Source organism: Leclercia tamurae (genome assembly GCF_025566055.1).
Lineage (GTDB): Bacteria > Pseudomonadota > Gammaproteobacteria > Enterobacterales > Enterobacteriaceae > Enterobacter > Enterobacter tamurae.
Genome location: NZ_JAMHKS010000078.1, coordinates 136853 through 152449 on the forward strand (window position 1 = coordinate 136853; position 15597 = coordinate 152449).

General features: G+C 55.6%; 16 protein-coding genes. 6 read left to right on the top strand and 10 right to left on the bottom strand.

Annotated features, from left to right (window positions below; all coding sequences use genetic code 11):
- Window positions 1-73 precede the first annotated feature (73 nt).
- Both ymdB and M8318_RS20525 read left to right on the top strand, forming a co-directional pair.
- The gene (ymdB, locus tag M8318_RS20520) at window positions 74-616 is read left to right on the top strand and encodes an O-acetyl-ADP-ribose deacetylase (RefSeq protein WP_262664294.1); all 543 of its coding nucleotides are present in this window, start codon (window positions 74-76) and stop codon (window positions 614-616) included.
- Window positions 552-2036: a phospholipase D family protein gene (locus M8318_RS20525; protein WP_262664666.1), complete on the top strand. Its 1485-nt coding sequence runs from the start codon at window positions 552-554 to the stop codon at window positions 2034-2036. Before ymdB ends, M8318_RS20525 begins: the two co-directional genes overlap by 65 nt.
- A 34-nt stretch (window positions 2037-2070) precedes the next feature.
- Here the strand turns inward: M8318_RS20525 and mdoC are convergent, their stop codons facing one another.
- On the bottom strand, window positions 2071-3231 hold the full coding sequence (mdoC, locus tag M8318_RS20530) for a glucans biosynthesis protein MdoC (protein WP_262664295.1): 1161 nt from the start codon (window positions 3229-3231) through the stop codon (window positions 2071-2073).
- 273 nt (window positions 3232-3504) lie between these two features.
- On the opposite strand from mdoC, the gene mdoG reads away from it, so the two are divergent.
- Genes mdoG through M8318_RS20545 form a run of 3 tightly spaced genes read left to right on the top strand, consistent with a single transcriptional unit; the run spans window position 3505 to window position 7846 of the window.
- The gene (mdoG, locus tag M8318_RS20535; RefSeq protein ID WP_262664296.1) at window positions 3505-5040 is read left to right on the top strand and encodes a glucans biosynthesis protein MdoG; all 1536 of its coding nucleotides are present in this window, start codon (window positions 3505-3507) and stop codon (window positions 5038-5040) included.
- Window positions 5033-7561, top strand: coding sequence for a glucans biosynthesis glucosyltransferase MdoH (gene mdoH / locus M8318_RS20540; RefSeq protein WP_262664297.1), 2529 nt, complete (start codon window positions 5033-5035; stop codon window positions 7559-7561). The genes mdoG and mdoH overlap by 8 nt, the downstream gene beginning before the upstream one ends.
- A 57-nt stretch (window positions 7562-7618) precedes the next feature.
- Window positions 7619-7846 carry a YceK/YidQ family lipoprotein gene (locus M8318_RS20545; RefSeq protein WP_114387444.1) on the top strand — a complete coding sequence of 76 codons (228 nt, stop codon included), beginning with the start codon at window positions 7619-7621 and terminating at the stop codon, window positions 7844-7846.
- Here the strand turns inward: M8318_RS20545 and M8318_RS20550 are convergent, their stop codons facing one another.
- The 3 genes from M8318_RS20550 to M8318_RS20560 form a co-directional block, all read right to left on the bottom strand.
- Window positions 7847-8221, bottom strand: a complete 375-nt coding sequence (locus M8318_RS20550; protein WP_262664298.1) for a MysB family protein — start codon at window positions 8219-8221, stop codon at window positions 7847-7849.
- Between the two features lie 98 nt (window positions 8222-8319).
- Window positions 8320-9558: a multidrug efflux MFS transporter MdtG gene (gene mdtG / locus M8318_RS20555; RefSeq protein WP_262664299.1), complete on the bottom strand. Its 1239-nt coding sequence runs from the start codon at window positions 9556-9558 to the stop codon at window positions 8320-8322.
- A gap of 149 nt (window positions 9559-9707) precedes the next feature.
- Window positions 9708-10634: a Kdo(2)-lipid IV(A) acyltransferase gene (locus M8318_RS20560; protein ID WP_262664300.1), complete on the bottom strand. Its 927-nt coding sequence runs from the start codon at window positions 10632-10634 to the stop codon at window positions 9708-9710.
- A gap of 221 nt (window positions 10635-10855) precedes the next feature.
- On the opposite strand from M8318_RS20560, the gene trhO reads away from it, so the two are divergent.
- The gene (gene trhO, locus M8318_RS20565) at window positions 10856-11905 is read left to right on the top strand and encodes an oxygen-dependent tRNA uridine(34) hydroxylase TrhO (protein WP_262664301.1); all 1050 of its coding nucleotides are present in this window, start codon (window positions 10856-10858) and stop codon (window positions 11903-11905) included.
- A gap of 45 nt (window positions 11906-11950) precedes the next feature.
- Here trhO and M8318_RS20570 read toward each other — a convergent pair whose 3' ends face one another.
- The 6 genes from M8318_RS20570 to dinI all read right to left on the bottom strand — a co-directional run bounded on the left by M8318_RS20570 (window position 11951) and on the right by dinI (window position 15532).
- Window positions 11951-12526: a YceI family protein gene (locus M8318_RS20570; RefSeq protein ID WP_106992705.1), complete on the bottom strand. Its 576-nt coding sequence runs from the start codon at window positions 12524-12526 to the stop codon at window positions 11951-11953.
- 1 nt (window position 12527) lies between these two features.
- Entirely contained in the window at window positions 12528-13094 is a 567-nt protein-coding gene (locus M8318_RS20575) for a cytochrome b (protein ID WP_262664302.1), read from the bottom strand.
- Between the two features lie 261 nt (window positions 13095-13355).
- Window positions 13356-13469, bottom strand: coding sequence for a YceO family protein (locus M8318_RS20580; protein ID WP_106992824.1), 114 nt, complete (start codon window positions 13467-13469; stop codon window positions 13356-13358).
- Window positions 13470-13525: 56 nt separating this feature from the next.
- The gene (gene solA, locus M8318_RS20585; RefSeq protein WP_262664303.1) at window positions 13526-14644 is read right to left on the bottom strand and encodes an N-methyl-L-tryptophan oxidase; all 1119 of its coding nucleotides are present in this window, start codon (window positions 14642-14644) and stop codon (window positions 13526-13528) included.
- A 117-nt stretch (window positions 14645-14761) separates the two neighbouring features.
- On the bottom strand, window positions 14762-15016 hold the full coding sequence (gene bssS / locus M8318_RS20590) for a biofilm formation regulator BssS (protein WP_106992707.1): 255 nt from the start codon (window positions 15014-15016) through the stop codon (window positions 14762-14764).
- Between the two features lie 270 nt (window positions 15017-15286).
- Window positions 15287-15532 carry a DNA damage-inducible protein I gene (gene dinI, locus M8318_RS20595; RefSeq protein ID WP_262664304.1) on the bottom strand — a complete coding sequence of 82 codons (246 nt, stop codon included), beginning with the start codon at window positions 15530-15532 and terminating at the stop codon, window positions 15287-15289.
- Between the last annotated feature and the right edge of the window lie 65 nt (window positions 15533-15597).

Here is a 15597-nt window from a genome sequence, read left to right on the forward strand (position 1 = left end):
TTTCTGATTACCGGGATTACACTCACCATCCTCTGCGATACACTTAAGAAAAAACCGTCAGCAGAGGTTGATTATGAACTCGCGTATTGAAGTTTTTCTGGGTGATATCACCACCCTGCATGTTGATGTGGTGGTCAATGCCGCCAACCCCTCGTTAATGGGCGGGGGCGGCGTGGATGGCGCCATCCACCGTGCGGCGGGGCCAGCTCTGCTGGAGGCCTGCAAGGTGGTGCGTCAACAGCAGGGCGAGTGCGCCCCGGGCCAGGCGGTCATTACCCTGGCAGGCGATCTGCCTGCCAAAGCGGTGATCCACACCGTCGGTCCCGTCTGGCATGGGGGCGAGCATCATGAAGCCCGGATCCTGGAGGAGGCCTACCGCAACAGCCTGAACCTGGCGGCAGCCAACGGCTATCACTCCCTCGCATTCCCGGCGATCGGCACTGGAGTCTACGGTTATCCTCGCGCGGCAGCGGCAGAAATCGCCGTTAACACGGTTTCGGATTATCTCACCCGCAAGCCTCTGCCGGAGCGGGTATACTTTGTCTGCTATGATGAAGAAAATGCCCGACTATACAAGCGACTGCTTACCCAGAGAGGACAGGAAACCGACGCATAACACCCGACTCGGGCGTGCTATTGCGCCGGTCAGTTCCGCACATCCTGGCCTTTGTGGACTTCTCCCCCTTGATAACAGTCTTGACGCCTTCGCCTGCCGCTACCGGCTGGCGGAGATGGCGGAAAAGACCCTCGATGTGCAGTACTACATCTGGGAAGACGACATGTCCGGAAGACTGCTGTTTTCCGTGCTGCTCTCCGCCGCCATGCGCGGCGTGCGCGTCCGCCTGCTGCTGGATGACAACAATACCCAGGGGCTGGACGCCATTCTGCGCCTGCTGGACGCTCATCCCAATTTCTCTGTTCGTCTGTTTAATCCTTTCTCATTTCGCTCCCTGCGCGCCCTGGGTTATCTCACCGATTTTGCCCGCCTCAACCGGCGGATGCATAACAAGAGTTTTACCGTGGACGGGGAGGTCACCATCGTTGGTGGCAGAAACGTCGGGGATGCCTATTTTGGCGCGGGCGAGGAGCCGCTGTTCTCCGATCTGGATGTGATGGCAACAGGCCCGGTGGTGCAGGACGTGGCCGATGACTTTGAACGTTACTGGAACTGCGCCTCGGTCTCCACGCTCCAGCAGGTGCTGGAACTGTCAGAAACCGAGATCCAGGAAAAAATTCACCCGCCAGAAGAGTGGTATCGGGACGATATTACCCGCCGCTATCTGGATAAGCTCCAGTCCAGCGAGTTTATTACTCGTCTGGAAGCGGGGGATTTACCCTTGATCTGGGCGAAAACGCGGTTGCTTAGTGACGATCCCCGTAAAGGGCAGGGGCGGGCAAAACGCCATTCCCTGCTGCCGCAGCGCTTGCTGGACGTGATGGGCTCGCCGGTGGAGCAAATTGCGATTATATCGGCCTATTTTGTTCCCACCCGGGCGGGGGTGGCGCTGCTGCTACAGATGGTGCGCAAAGGGGTTAAGGTCGCCATCATGACCAATTCCCTGGCGGCCAACGATGTTGCCGTCGTGCATGCTGGCTATGCCCGCTGGCGCAAGAAGCTGTTGCGCCATGGCATTGAACTCTACGAACTCAAGCCGACCCAGGATGGCGTGCCGGTAGTACACGACCGCGGCATTACCGGGAACTCCGGTTCCAGCCTGCACGCCAAAACGTTCAGCATCGACGGGGAAAAGGTATTTATTGGTTCGCTTAATTTTGATCCCCGATCAACGATGCTCAACACCGAGATGGGCTTCGTCATCGAAAGCGAGGTGCTGGCGCGACTGATCCATACGCGGTTTGTACGCAGTCAGCGCCATGAGGCCTGGCAGTTAAAGCTGGACAAACTGGGGCGTGTGAACTGGATTGAGCGCAAGGACGGGGAGGAGATCGTCCACAAAAAGGAGCCTAAAACCCGTTTCTGGCAGCGGATGCAGGTGCGGCTGGCCTACTGGTTACCGGTAGAGTGGCTGCTATGAAGTTGCGCCGGTGCAATGACCGGCGCGCAACGGATTAGCTGGTGGCCTGCGGGGTATTATTGGGTTTGCTGGCAGGTTTACCGGAAAACAGGAAGCGCAGGAGCGGAATACGCAGATGGATTTCATACAGCACAATCGCAATCCCGACCACAAACACCAGTCCGGCGATAAAGCCCAGCAGGTTTGAGCTGATATGCGGCGTAATGTAAGCGCCGAAAAACAGCGTCAACGGATGGTGCACCAGATAGATGAACAGCGAAGCGTTGACAAAATAGGTCACGCGCGCGGATTTAAAGTTCAGCAGGCGGTGCCCCAGAGCAAAGACCACATTCACCATCCACAGTCCCAGCAGCATGGTGATCACGCTTTCGGTTTCATACATCCACGCGTCGCCGCTGCCATAACGCTGATTCAGCAGATAGGCGACAAACGCCAGGGCTGCTCCGAGGGTGCAGCCGCGCGACGGGGTGGTAAACAGGGCTTTCAGTTGGGGATGGACAAACGCCAGCGCGCCAATAATAAAGAAAGGCAGATAGAAGAGGGTCTGCATCACCACAAAGTTGAACAGGCCGTCGCTGAGGATCGGCGAATAAACGATGAGCAACGTGCGGCGCAGCGCGGCATAGGCAATGCCCAGCAGTAAAAACAGAACCGACAGTTTGCCCCAGCTGATGTCAGCGAAAAACGTCTCTGAACCTGTACTCAGACGGCGGCGCATACGGCTGAACAGCCACAGGCTGACCGTGGTCATCACCACCAGCACCAGCAGGAACCACAGGTGCGAGACCAGCTCCCAGGCGAGGGTATTGTATTTCTCGTACAGCGACAGGTTGTGCCAGGTATCCGCTTTGCCTTTTACATACTGCAGCATGATGAATTGCGGCAGCGTGAGCAGGGGAATTGCGGTGAGCATCGGGATCCCGACCCGCTCCACGCGCACTTTCCACCAGCGCTTAAGCGGGTAGCGCAGAAAAAGCATGTAGGAAAAATAGCCCGAAATAACGAAAAAGACCTGCATCCGGAACGAGTGGATGAAATCGTTAAACAGCGTCAGCCACCATGAGGACTCGGCGCTATTGACGTGCCAGACGTGGCTCGAATAGATCAAGGAGATGTGAAACGGGATCCCCAGCAGCATCAGCCAGGCCCGAATAGAATCAAGGAAGTATTCGCGTTGTGTGGGTACGGTACTCATATAGCCTTGTGCATTCTCAGACTTATCGCCTTATCCCTAAGAGCAATAGTGGTTACATTCGGAGCCAACCCTACACGAAGTCCGACATACTGTCTCCAGGATAAGCACGCAAAGTGAAAACGGGTTACTTTCATTTGCTTAATCCATGAGCCAGCACGCTGAACAAAGCGGTGATTATGTTGTCGGAATGCCTGATTTTCCATTAAAATGGATCGGATCGATATAAGCACACAAAGGGGGAAGTGCTTACTTATTATGAAACATACACCACATATGATGAAAATGCGTTGGGTAGGGGCAGCCGTCTTGTTGTCTCTGTATACCTCATCGGCCCTGGCCTTTACTATCGACGATGTCGCAAAACAGGCAAAATCGATGGCGGGTAAGGGGTACGAAGCGCCAAAAAGTAACTTGCCCTCCGTTTTCCGCGACATGAAATACGCGGACTATCAGCAGATCCAGTTTAATCACGATAAAGCGTACTGGAATAAGATTAAAACCCCTTTCAAGCTTGAGTTTTATCATCAGGGGATGTACTTCGACACGCCTGTCACCATTAATGAAGTGACATCCAACGCGGTACGTAAAATCAAGTACAGCCCGGACTATTTTAATTTCGGCAATGTGCAACACGATAAAGACACCGTGAAAGATCTGGGCTTCGCGGGCTTTAAAGTGCTTTACCCGATCAACAGTAAAGATAAGAACGACGAAATTGTCAGTATGCTGGGCGCAAGCTATTTCCGCGTGATCGGCGGTGGCCAGGTGTACGGCCTCTCTGCACGTGGTCTGGCGATCGATACCGCCCTGCCTTCCGGGGAAGAGTTCCCCCGTTTCCGTGAGTTCTGGATTGAACGTCCTAAACCGACCGACAAACGCCTGACCATCTATGCGCTGCTGGACTCCCCGCGTGCAACCGGTGCCTATCGCTTTGTCATTATTCCGGGTCGCGACACCGTGGTTGACGTGCAATCTAAAGTCTATCTGCGCGATAAAGTCGGCAAACTGGGCGTTGCACCACTGACCAGTATGTTCCTGTTCGGACCTAACCAGCCATCGTCCGCCAGCAACTTCCGCCCGGAACTGCATGACTCTAACGGTCTGTCGATTCTGGCCGGGAACGGCGAATGGATCTGGCGTCCGCTGAACAACCCGAAACACCTGGCGGTAAGCAGCTTCAGCATGGAAAACCCACAAGGGTTTGGCCTGCTGCAACGTGGCCGTGATTTCTCCCGCTTTGAAGATCTGGACGATCGTTACGATCTGCGCCCAAGCGCCTGGATCACCCCGAAAGGCGAGTGGGGCAAAGGCAAAGTTGAGCTGGTAGAGATCCCGACCAACGACGAAACCAACGATAACATCGTCGCGTACTGGACGCCGGATCAGCTGCCGGAAGCCGGGAAAGAGATGAACTTCAACTACTCCATCACCATGAGCCGCGATGAAGACAAGCTGCATGCGCCAGAAAACGCGTATGTACTGCAGACCCGCCGTTCCACCGGGGATGTGAAACAGTCGAATCTGATCCGTCAGCCTGATGGCACCATCGCCTTCGTGGTGGACTTCACCGGTCAGGAGATGAGTAAACTGGCACCGGAAACCCCGGTCACCGCCCAGGCGAGCATTGGTGATAACGGTGAAATCGTGGAAAACAACGTGCGTTATAACCCGGTCACCAAAGGCTGGCGTTTAACCCTGCGTGTGAAACTGAAAGATGCGAAACAACCGACTGAGATGCGTGCCGCTCTGGTGAACGCTGATCAGCCGTTGAGTGAAACCTGGAGCTATCAGCTACCTGCCAATGAATAAGACAACTGAGTATATCGATGCCATGCCGCTGACCGATATCGAGAAGGCGGCACTGCCGAAGGGTGACATCACTGCGGTGCATACCGCGCTGGATGCCGATCATCATCCGTTTACCCGTGACGATGATACCCCGCTGGGCTCGGTTAAAAGCCGTCTCGAGCAGGCCTGGCCCGACTCACTGGCCGAAGGCCAGCTGATTAGCGATGACGAAGGGCGCACCCAGCTTGAAGCGATGCCAAAAGCGACGCGCTCCTCAATGTTCCCGGATCCCTGGCGCACCAACCCGGTGGGCCGTTTCTGGGATCGCCTGCGCGGCCGCGATGTGACCCCGCGCTATCTCTCCCGCCTGACCAAAGAGCAACAGGTCAACGAAGAGAAATGGCGTACTGTCGGCAGTATTCGCCGCTACATCCTGCTGCTGCTGACCATCGCGCAGACCGTCGTCGCCACCTGGTATATGAAGACCATTCTGCCTTACCAGGGCTGGGCGCTGATCAATCCGGCCGATATGCTCGGCCAGGATCTGCTGGTCTCGTTTATGCAGCTGCTGCCGTATATTCTGCAAAGCGGCATCCTGCTACTGTTCGCCATTCTCTTCTGCTGGGTCTCGGCCGGTTTCTGGACCGCGTTGATGGGCTTCCTGCAGCTGTTGATTGGCCGGGACAAATACAGCATTTCGCACTCTACGGTGGGGGATGAACCCCTCAACCCTAAGCACCGTACGGCGCTGATCATGCCTATCTGTAACGAAGACGTGGATCGCGTCTTCGCCGGTCTGCGTGCCACCTGGGAGTCGGTGAAAGCCACCGGTAACGGCGAACACTTCGACGTTTACATCCTGAGTGACAGCTATAACCCCGACATTTGCGTGGCGGAACAGAAAGCCTGGATGGAGCTGATCGCCGAAGTGCAGGGTGAAGGGCAGATCTTCTACCGTCGTCGCCGTCGTCGCGTGAAGCGTAAAAGCGGTAACATCGATGACTTCTGCCGACGCTGGGGCAACCAGTACAGCTATATGGTGGTGCTGGATGCGGACTCGGTGATGACCGGTGACTGCCTGTCGGGCCTTGTGCGCCTGATGGAAGCCAACCCGAATGCCGGGATCATCCAGTCTTCGCCAAAAGCGTCGGGCATGGACACGCTGTATGCGCGCTGCCAGCAGTTTGCGACCCGCGTGTACGGGCCGCTGTTCACCGCCGGTCTGCACTTCTGGCAGCTGGGTGAATCACACTACTGGGGGCATAACGCCATCATTCGCGTGAAGCCGTTCATCGAACACTGTGCCCTGGCACCGCTGCCAGGTGAAGGCTCGTTTGCGGGCTCGATCCTGTCTCATGACTTCGTGGAAGCCGCGCTGATGCGTCGTGCCGGTTGGGGGGTGTGGATTGCCTACGACCTGCCGGGCTCCTATGAAGAGCTGCCGCCGAACCTGCTGGATGAACTGAAACGTGACCGTCGCTGGTGCCACGGTAACCTGATGAACTTCCGCCTGTTCCTCGTCAAAGGGATGCACCCGGTACACCGTGCTGTCTTCCTGACTGGCGTGATGTCCTATCTCTCCGCGCCGCTGTGGTTTATGTTCCTGGCCCTGTCGACCGCGCTGCAGGTGGTGCACGCCCTGACCGAGCCGCAGTACTTCCTGCAACCGCGCCAGCTGTTCCCGGTGTGGCCGCAGTGGCGTCCTGAGCTGGCGATTGCGCTCTTTGCCTCGACGATGGTGCTGCTGTTCCTGCCGAAGCTGCTGAGTATCGTGCTGATCTGGTGTAAAGGCTCGAAAGAGTACGGCGGTTTCTTCCGCGTAACGCTCTCCCTGTTGCTGGAAGTGCTCTTCTCCGTGCTGCTGGCCCCGGTGCGTATGCTGTTCCACACCGTCTTCGTGGTCAGCGCGTTCCTCGGCTGGGAAGTGGTCTGGAACTCGCCGCAGCGTGACGATGACTCCACCCCATGGAGTGAAGCCTTTATGCGTCATGGCTCGCAGATGCTGCTGGGTCTGGTGTGGGCGGTCGGCATGGCGTGGCTGGATCTGCGCTTCCTGTTCTGGCTGGCACCGATTGTCTTCTCCCTGATCCTGTCGCCGTTTGTGTCGGTGTTCTCCAGCCGGTCAACGCTGGGATTACGCACCAAGCGCTGGAAGCTGTTCCTGATCCCGGAAGAGTATTCCCCGCCGCAGGTGCTGGTGGATACCGACAAATATCTGGAGCTCAATCGCAGCCGTTCGCTGGAGGATGGGTTTATGCACGCGGTGTTTAACCCGTCATTCAACGCCCTGGCGACCGCGATGGCGACTGCCCGTCACCGGGCCAGTCACGTGCTGGAGATTGCCCGCGATCGTCACGTTGAGCAGGCGCTGAACGAGACCCCGGAGAAGCTGAACCGCGATCGTCGTCTGGTGCTGCTGAGCGACCCGGTCACCCTGGCGCGTCTGCATCATCGTGTGTGGTCCTCCCCGGAGAGATACTCTTCCTGGGTGAGCCACTATGAGACGTTGAAGATGAATCCGCAGGCGTTGAAGGCCAAATAAGCCATCAGCAAATAAATACCGGCTCCAGGGCCGGTATTTTTTTATCAGAGGTACTGGATGCGATTTTTTATCGTCATTACGATGGCGTTATTACTGAGCGGCTGCGGCAGTATTATCAGCCGGACCATCCCCGGACAGGGACACGGCAATCAATACTACCCGGGCGTGCAGTGGGACGTTCGCGACTCCGCATGGCGTTACCTGACGGTTCTGGATCTGCCATTCTCGCTGGTATTCGATACCCTTCTGCTCCCTATCGACGCTCAGCACGGGCCCTATGAGTAATTAACGCTCATCCCACTCATCCGCTGCGGTTTGCCCCTCTTCGGTATCCAGCGGCGGCTCGAGCTGAAATTCACCCTCATCCCATTCATGCAGGGTGTTCTCTTCCAGCCACTCCTGACGCAATTCAATCTCGTCATAATCGCCATCAAACACTGCCTGGGCCGCTCCACCGGTCAGCACCGGCAGGCATTCGCCGTCTTCGCCATCATCGGCAAAAAATTCGGCCTGCCACATAATGTCCCCATCCTGCATGACATACTTCTGAATATTGAGCTGCTCAATATTCGCGTCCTCTTCCGCAATGCCGGGATTGTCAGCGAGGAACTCCTCGCGCGCGGCATCAATCGCTTCCTCTAGAGTGGCAAACATAGTCATCGGCTTCTCCCTGTGTTTTGACATGGTGTTCAGGGAAAGAATAGCTGATTCTCCATAATTGCAAGTATGAAAGCGGCAAAAGCCTTCACGGAGTTGTCTTAATCAGGCGCAGGTGTCTTATCTGGCTGCGGTCGACGAACGGCGCGCGACAGGCTGATCCAGGAGTAAAAGGCGTTAAACATCACCACGCAGGCGGTCACAATAAACACCGCGCGAAAACCGTAGCTGGCGGCTATGCCGGCCCCAAGAAGCGGGCCGGTAACGTTGCCGATATCACGAAACGACTGGTTGTAGCTGAAGATACGCCCGGCGATCTGGTTGGTGGAGTTATAGACCAGCAGGGTCTGAACCGCAGGCAGCAGGGCGCCATCGGCGGCCCCGAGTAAAAAGCGCAGTACGCCCAGCTGCCACGGCGATTGCACGAAGGACATCGGGATAAGCAGTAGGACGGAGATCACCAGGGCGACAATCAGGATCCTTTCCGGGCCGATGCGATCCCCCAGTTTTCCCAGCCGTGGAGCGCTGATCAGCGCAGCCACACCGGGGACCGAGGCGATTAAGCCGCTGATAAAAGCGATGTTGCTGACATGGCCAGCGAGGTCGCGCACGTACAGAGTCAGGATCGGCGCGATGGAGCCGGTCGCCACCTGAATGATCATGGTGGTGACAAACAGGCTGAGCACCAGTTTCGGGTTTTTCAGCGAGGCGAACACCTGACGGGCATGGAGCATCTCTTTTTTGGGCACCGGGGTGAAATTTTCCCGGATGCAGAAAAAGGTCAGCAGGAAACAGGCAAACAGGACGCCCGCGGTAATGAAGAAGACCGGACGCAGACCGTAGCTGTCCGCCAACAATCCGCCGGCCAGCGGGCCAAGCAGGGCGCCGCTCACCGCACCGGTAGAGAGCGTGCCCAACGCCCAACCGCTTTTATGGCGGGGAATTTGCGTGGCGATCAGCGCGTTGGCATTGGGCACAAACCCACCCAGCAGCCCCAGCACGGCGCGTAAGATCAGAAACTGCCAGATGTTTTGTGCCATCCCCATCAACACCATGATCGCCGCCATCCCCAGCGCCGAACGCAGGAGCATAATTTTACGCCCCTTACGATCGGCCAGCCCGCCCCAGAATGGAGACGCGATGGCAGAGAAGAGGAAGGTGATGCTGAACACCAGCCCCGACCACATGTTCAGGGCGCTGTGGCCGCTGACGCCCAGCTGCTCGACATAGAGCGGCAGGAAAGGCATCACCAGGCTAAAGGCGGCACCCGTAAGAAAGCAGCCCAGCCAGGCCACCGTGAGGTTCCGCTTCCAGTTAATTGGCGTTTCTGAGGGAGACATAGCTATCCGCATTCTGATGCGCGGCGGCATCATCATTTATAGAAGGTAATAAGCCTGCTAATTATGCGCCTGGGTGATGGTTGCTGCAATGGCGGAGGGCATGATAAGTCAAAAGGGCGGTGCGGCCAGAAAGGCCGCAGTACAGGAGATTAATAGCGGGAAGGCACGCCTTCAGGGCGAGTTTTAAAGCGGCGATGCAGCCACATATACTGGTCCGGTGCCAGCAGGATGCACTTCTCAACCACCTCATTCATCCACGCGGCGGTGGTTTTCGCATCGTCCAGCGGTGGGGAGCACTCAGGTTCCAGCATCATCAGCTCATAGCCTTTGCCATTGGCTTTGCGGCGCGGCACGAAGGGGACAATCGCCGCCTGTGACAGACGGGCCAGCGTCCAGGTGCCGGAAGTGGTGGCCGCGTCATCGACGGCAAAGAACGGCACAAAGACGCTGGCGCCAGGGCCATAGTCATGGTCCGGTGCATACCAGATCACTTCGCCGGATTTCAGGGCCCGGATCATCCCTTTGAGGTCTTTACGGTCGATCATGCTTTTGTTGGAGCGCATCCGGCCCCAGGTCTGCAGCCAGTCGATCACCGGATTGTCGTTCGGGCGATAGACCCCAATGCCGGGCGCCTGCATGCCGAACATCCGCGCGCCGATCTCCAGCGTCAGAAAATGGACGCCAATCAGCAGTACGCCGGTTTTCTGCGCCTGAAGCTGATGCACGGGCGCCATGCCGGTGCCGGTCACTTCGGTCCAGCGCGCCATGCGTTTGTCGGACCAGAACCAGGCCATCCCGGTCTCCATCAGCCCCATACCGACGGATTCAAAATTTTTGACCACCATGTCGTGACGCTCTTGCTGGCTCATTTCTGGAAAACATAGTTCCAGATTGCGTCGGGCAATGTATGCGCGGCGGGTCATAAAGCGCATCGCCAGGCGTCCCATGCTGCAGCCAAGACGGTAGATCAGCGGGTAGGGCAGGTGCACCAGTAACCATAATAAACCGATGCCAGCCCAGGTCAGCCAGTAACGAGGATGTAATAGCGCAGTGGAAAATTTAGGTAATTGAGTCATGTCGTTCCTGTTTTTGATACGTCCTGTCGGCAGATTGTCGCATTATTCGTTTCATATCCAAAACGGATGACAACGGAATGTTCATAAAAACGTCAAATGTTATTGCCACGGCATTAGGAGGTGAGAAATGTAGCGCAAAATGAAGGGATGTAAATTCTCATTGTTTGCTATATGATGCCGCCCGATTTTCATTCTCACTACGATTGCAGGAACCGTACACCATGCCAGTGTTACACAACCTCATTTCGAACGAAGAGCTGAAAGCGCGCATGTTGGCTGAAACCGAGCCGCGCACGACGATCTCGTTCTATAAGTACTTCACCATCGTTAACCCACAGGCCACGCGCGACGCGCTGTATAAAGCCTTAACTGCCCTGAACGTCTTTGGCCGTATCTACCTGGCGCACGAGGGCATCAACGCCCAGATTAGCGTGCCGGAAAGCAATGTCGACGCCCTGCGTGAATTCCTTTACGCCTTTGATCCGGCGCTGGACGGCCTGCGTCTGAACGTTGCCCTCGACGATGACGGCAAATCATTCTGGGTGCTGCGCCTGAAAGTACGCGAACGCATCGTGGCCGACGGCATTGACGATCCGACGTTTAACGCCAGCGACGTGGGCGAATACCTGAAAGCGGCCGATGTTAACGCCATGCTCGACGATCCCGACGCCGTGTTTATCGATATGCGTAACCACTACGAATATGAAGTGGGCCATTTCGAAAACGCGCTTGAAATCCCGGCGGACACCTTCCGTGAGCAGCTGCCAAAAGCGGTTGAGATGATGCAGGAGCATAAGGACAAGAAAATTGTCATGTACTGCACCGGGGGCATCCGCTGTGAAAAAGCCAGCGCGTACATGAAGCATCAGGGCTTCAACAAGGTCTGGCATATCGAGGGCGGGATCATTGAGTATGCCCGTCGCGCGCGCGAACAGGGGCTGCCGGTGCGCTTTATCGGCAAGAACTTCGTCTTTGACGAGCGGATGGGGGAGCGTATCTCTGACGATGTGATCGCGCATTGCCATCAGTGCGGCACCGCCTGCGACACCCACACCAACTGCAAAAACGACGGTTGTCATCTGCTGTTTATTCAGTGCCCGGCCTGCGCCGAAAAGTTCCACGGCTGCTGCAGCGAGCTGTGTAGCGAGGAGAGCATGTTGCCGGAAGAGGAGCAGCGCCGCCGCCGTGCGGGTCGCGAGAATGGCAATAAGATCTTCAATAAATCGCGTGGACGTCTGAACACCCGCCTGGGTATTCCCGATCCGGAATGACCCTGAAACCTTGCCCGGTCGCGAGATGCTGACCGGGCGAGGGCATTACTTCTGCTGAACCCCTTCCACCGAAATAATCAGCTCCACGTCCTGCGACGCCGGGCCCAGATCGGTAGTGATGTTGAAGTCTTTCAGGTGGATTTTGCCTGTCGCTTCAAACCCTGCGCGTTTGCCGCCCCACGGGTCATCACCCTGACCAATCAGTTTTGCATCAAGCTTAACGGGCTTGGTCACGCCGTTCAGCGTCAGATTGCCGGTGATATCCAGGCCGTCACCGTCCTTTTTCACTTCGGTGGAGGTGAAGGTGGCCTGCGGGAATTTGGCGACGTTAAGGAAATCGGCGCTGCGCAGGTGCTTATCGCGCTCGGCGTGGTTAGTATCCAGGCTGTTGGTATTCAGGGTCACGTTGACTTTATCGGCCGCCGGATTGCTCTCATCGAATGTGAAGGAACCGTCGAAATCCTTGAAGGTGCCGTACAGCCAGCTGTAGCCCAGATGCTGGATACGGAAGTTCACAAAGGCGTGCTGACCTTGTTTATCAATTTTGTAGTCGGCTGCCACCGCGGCGCCAGTGGTGAACAGCAGAGAACCTAAGGTTAATCCCAGCAGGCTTTTTTTCATTTTATGCTCCAGAGTCAGGTGACGCTTTGCCCAACATACGTGTCAGGGTGGCATCTTTGTCGATAAAGTGGTGTTTGAAGGCCGCGAGACCATGCAGGACAGAAAGTATGACGACGCCCCAGGCCAGCCACAGATGAAGGGTTCCGGCCAGATCGGCCTGCGCCCCGGCATCTGCCAACAGGGCAGGGACGTCAAACAGACCGAAAACGCTGATCGGCTTGCCGTCGGCGGTGGAAATTAAATAGCCGCTGATAAGAATGGCGAACAGCAGCGCATACAGCGCAATATGCGCCGCAGTGGCGATAAGGCGCGTGGCGCGCGACTGGCTTTTCAGCGCCGAAGGTACCGGGGAAAAATGGCGCCACAGCAGACGTACCACCAGGGCCATCATCAGCATAAAGCCAATGCTTTTGTGTAGCTCGGGTGCCTGGTGATACCAGCCATCGTAATAGCTGAGTGTCACCATCCATAATCCAAGGCCAAACATGCCATACACCGCAATAGCCATCAGCCAGTGTAAACTCATGGAAATAACGCCATAGCGTGTGGGGGAATTACGCACCTGCATTGTGAATACCGTTATTAATTCGCAAGCGCTAAAAATGGCGTGGGTGAAACATTAATGCAAATGATATTTACAGATATTGATTATTAATTTTATTCTTTCAGTTATTTTGAATAAAAATTGGCAATGATGGTCAGTGTGATTGTTAGTAATATGTGATTTGCGCTGATTACAGGCGGGTTATGACGATTTTATGATGTTCAAATAATTTATTTTGAAATTATAGTTATCTTAAGAATCGTCAATTTATGTCAATATTTTTCATCAGAAAAATACAATGTACAGAATATCGAGCAGCGCGAGGAGCGACCACAGCACAATATAGAGCATCAGATGCTCGCGAATATTATTGACCACATAATTGACAATACGACGCATGAGGGTACCGGTAATGGAAGAAATGAAAGGCTTCGGCAACCCGAAGCCTGACAGCATTATCGGCTAAAGCGCGACAGGGAGAAAGGCGTGAGATCAAACGGCGGGGCGATCTGCTGAGAGAATTGCGCAGCAATCTCCCCCAGCACGCTGGCGAATTTGAATCCATGGCCGCTCAGGCCGGTGATCAGCAGCGTATTGTCATGGCCCGGCAGCGTATCGATGATGAAGTCTTCGTCCGGCGTGTTGTCATAGGTGCAGGCTGCCCCGTGTAACAGGCCGCCGATGCCTGGCAGCACGTTGCGCAGGAATTTGAAGGCTTCAGAGCCGTCGCCAGGGTAAGCGCCAAACGGCTTGCGCTCTTCCGGAGAGGAGATGACCTGGCCGCCGTTGTGTTTACCGATCTTCAGCGCATCTTTCTCCGACGGGAAGCCGTAAAACTGATCCCCGTCAGGCAGTTCGCCGGTAAAGGCCGGGAAGTTGTTCTGATGGCTGTAGCGGCCGTCGGCCTGGAACCAGGAGAAGACCTTACGCACCGGCTGAATCGGCAGGTCTGGCACCAGACGCGAGACCCAGGTGCCGGCGCTTACCAGCAGACGATCTGCGCGGTACGGGCCTTCCGGGGTCTCGACGGTGACGCCGTCGTCCTGATGGGAAATCGCTGTGACCGGGCAGTTAAACAGCTGCGCGCAGCCGGCTTCTTTCGCCAGCGCAATCCAGGTTTTAATCGCCAGCTCGCTGCGCAGGACGCCGGACTCAGCCTCAAACAGACCGATATAACCCTCGGGAACCTGAATTTCAGGCCAGCGTTTCATCACCGCCGCCGCATCCAGGCGCTCAAGGTTGAGATTGAACTGGCGGGCGCTCTGCTCAACGTTTGCCAGGAATGACGACCCAGAGGGCCCGAGATTAATGACGCCCGTGCGTTCAAAGACCGGCTCACCGCTGATGTCGGCCAGCTCATCCCACAGCGCCTGCGCACGCAACACCAGCGGCACATAGCGTTCACCTTCTCCGTAAGCGTGACGCATCAGGCGGGTATCGCCGTGGTGGCTCCCCTCGGTGTGGGGCGGCATATGGGCATCAATCATCAACACGTTTTGACCGGCCCGGGTTGCGTAATAACCTGCCGCTGCACCGACAGATCCGCTGCCAATAATAATTAGATCGTATTTCATCAGATTCTCTTTACGCGTTTCGTTGCTTAGCAGGGTAATTAAGACGGGACGGTTATACAAGGGCGAAATAAATGAGGCACCGTAAGGTGCCTTTTTGAGTGAGAATGAGACATTACATTAATGTCGCTGGTACTCATTTGCCTGGTAGTCACTGGATTCTATTTTTGCAATGCCGGCTTCTAAAATAGAAATAAACTGACGTGCGACGTCGGTTGTTAACCATAGCGTCTGCCCAACTTCCGCTTCATCGGTGTCAGGGTGGTTCGGGGTCTGGTAATGCAAACGCAGCATCAGTGCGTCGTAGCTATCTACAGTGCTGATATCCCAGCCAACAAGCGGATGTGTCTGGATGACTTCATTATTCTTTTCCATCATGACCCCCTGAATACGTGTTAAAAGACAACGACTGTGAGGTTCAATGCGTGTTTTTCTGAAGCAACTTCAGTATATCAATAAATAAGGCTTCTGAAGGGAAAAAGAAACAGGGAGCACAACAAATTTGTGCCTTTTAGGATTGTTTGAACATTAAAACATCATCTTGCTGATGATTTTTGACGGAGTCAGTCAGATTATTCGCAGTTACGTTGAGCAGACGAAAAAAAGCCGGGGCGACCCGGCAAAAAAAACAAAGAGGGATAAAAATTAATCGGTAATAAACCAGTCGTCAGCGCTCTCCCAGGTTTCCTGTAAAATTTCGCTAATGCGTTGTTTATCTTCTTTGGCGCCGCCGATGACCGACAGATTATTTGAACTGGCATAACGCACGGTGACAGCACCATCGCGTTCGGGAAAGGAGTCATTAATACGGCGGGATAATTCACCCGCCAGTGCGTCCAGCGCCCCGGCAGGCAAAGCAGTTGTTCTGGCAATGGTCACTTCGATACGCATAGTTGCCCCCTGTGTAATATACTGTTTATTTATACAGGTACATTGTCGAATTTACAACAGGGGGC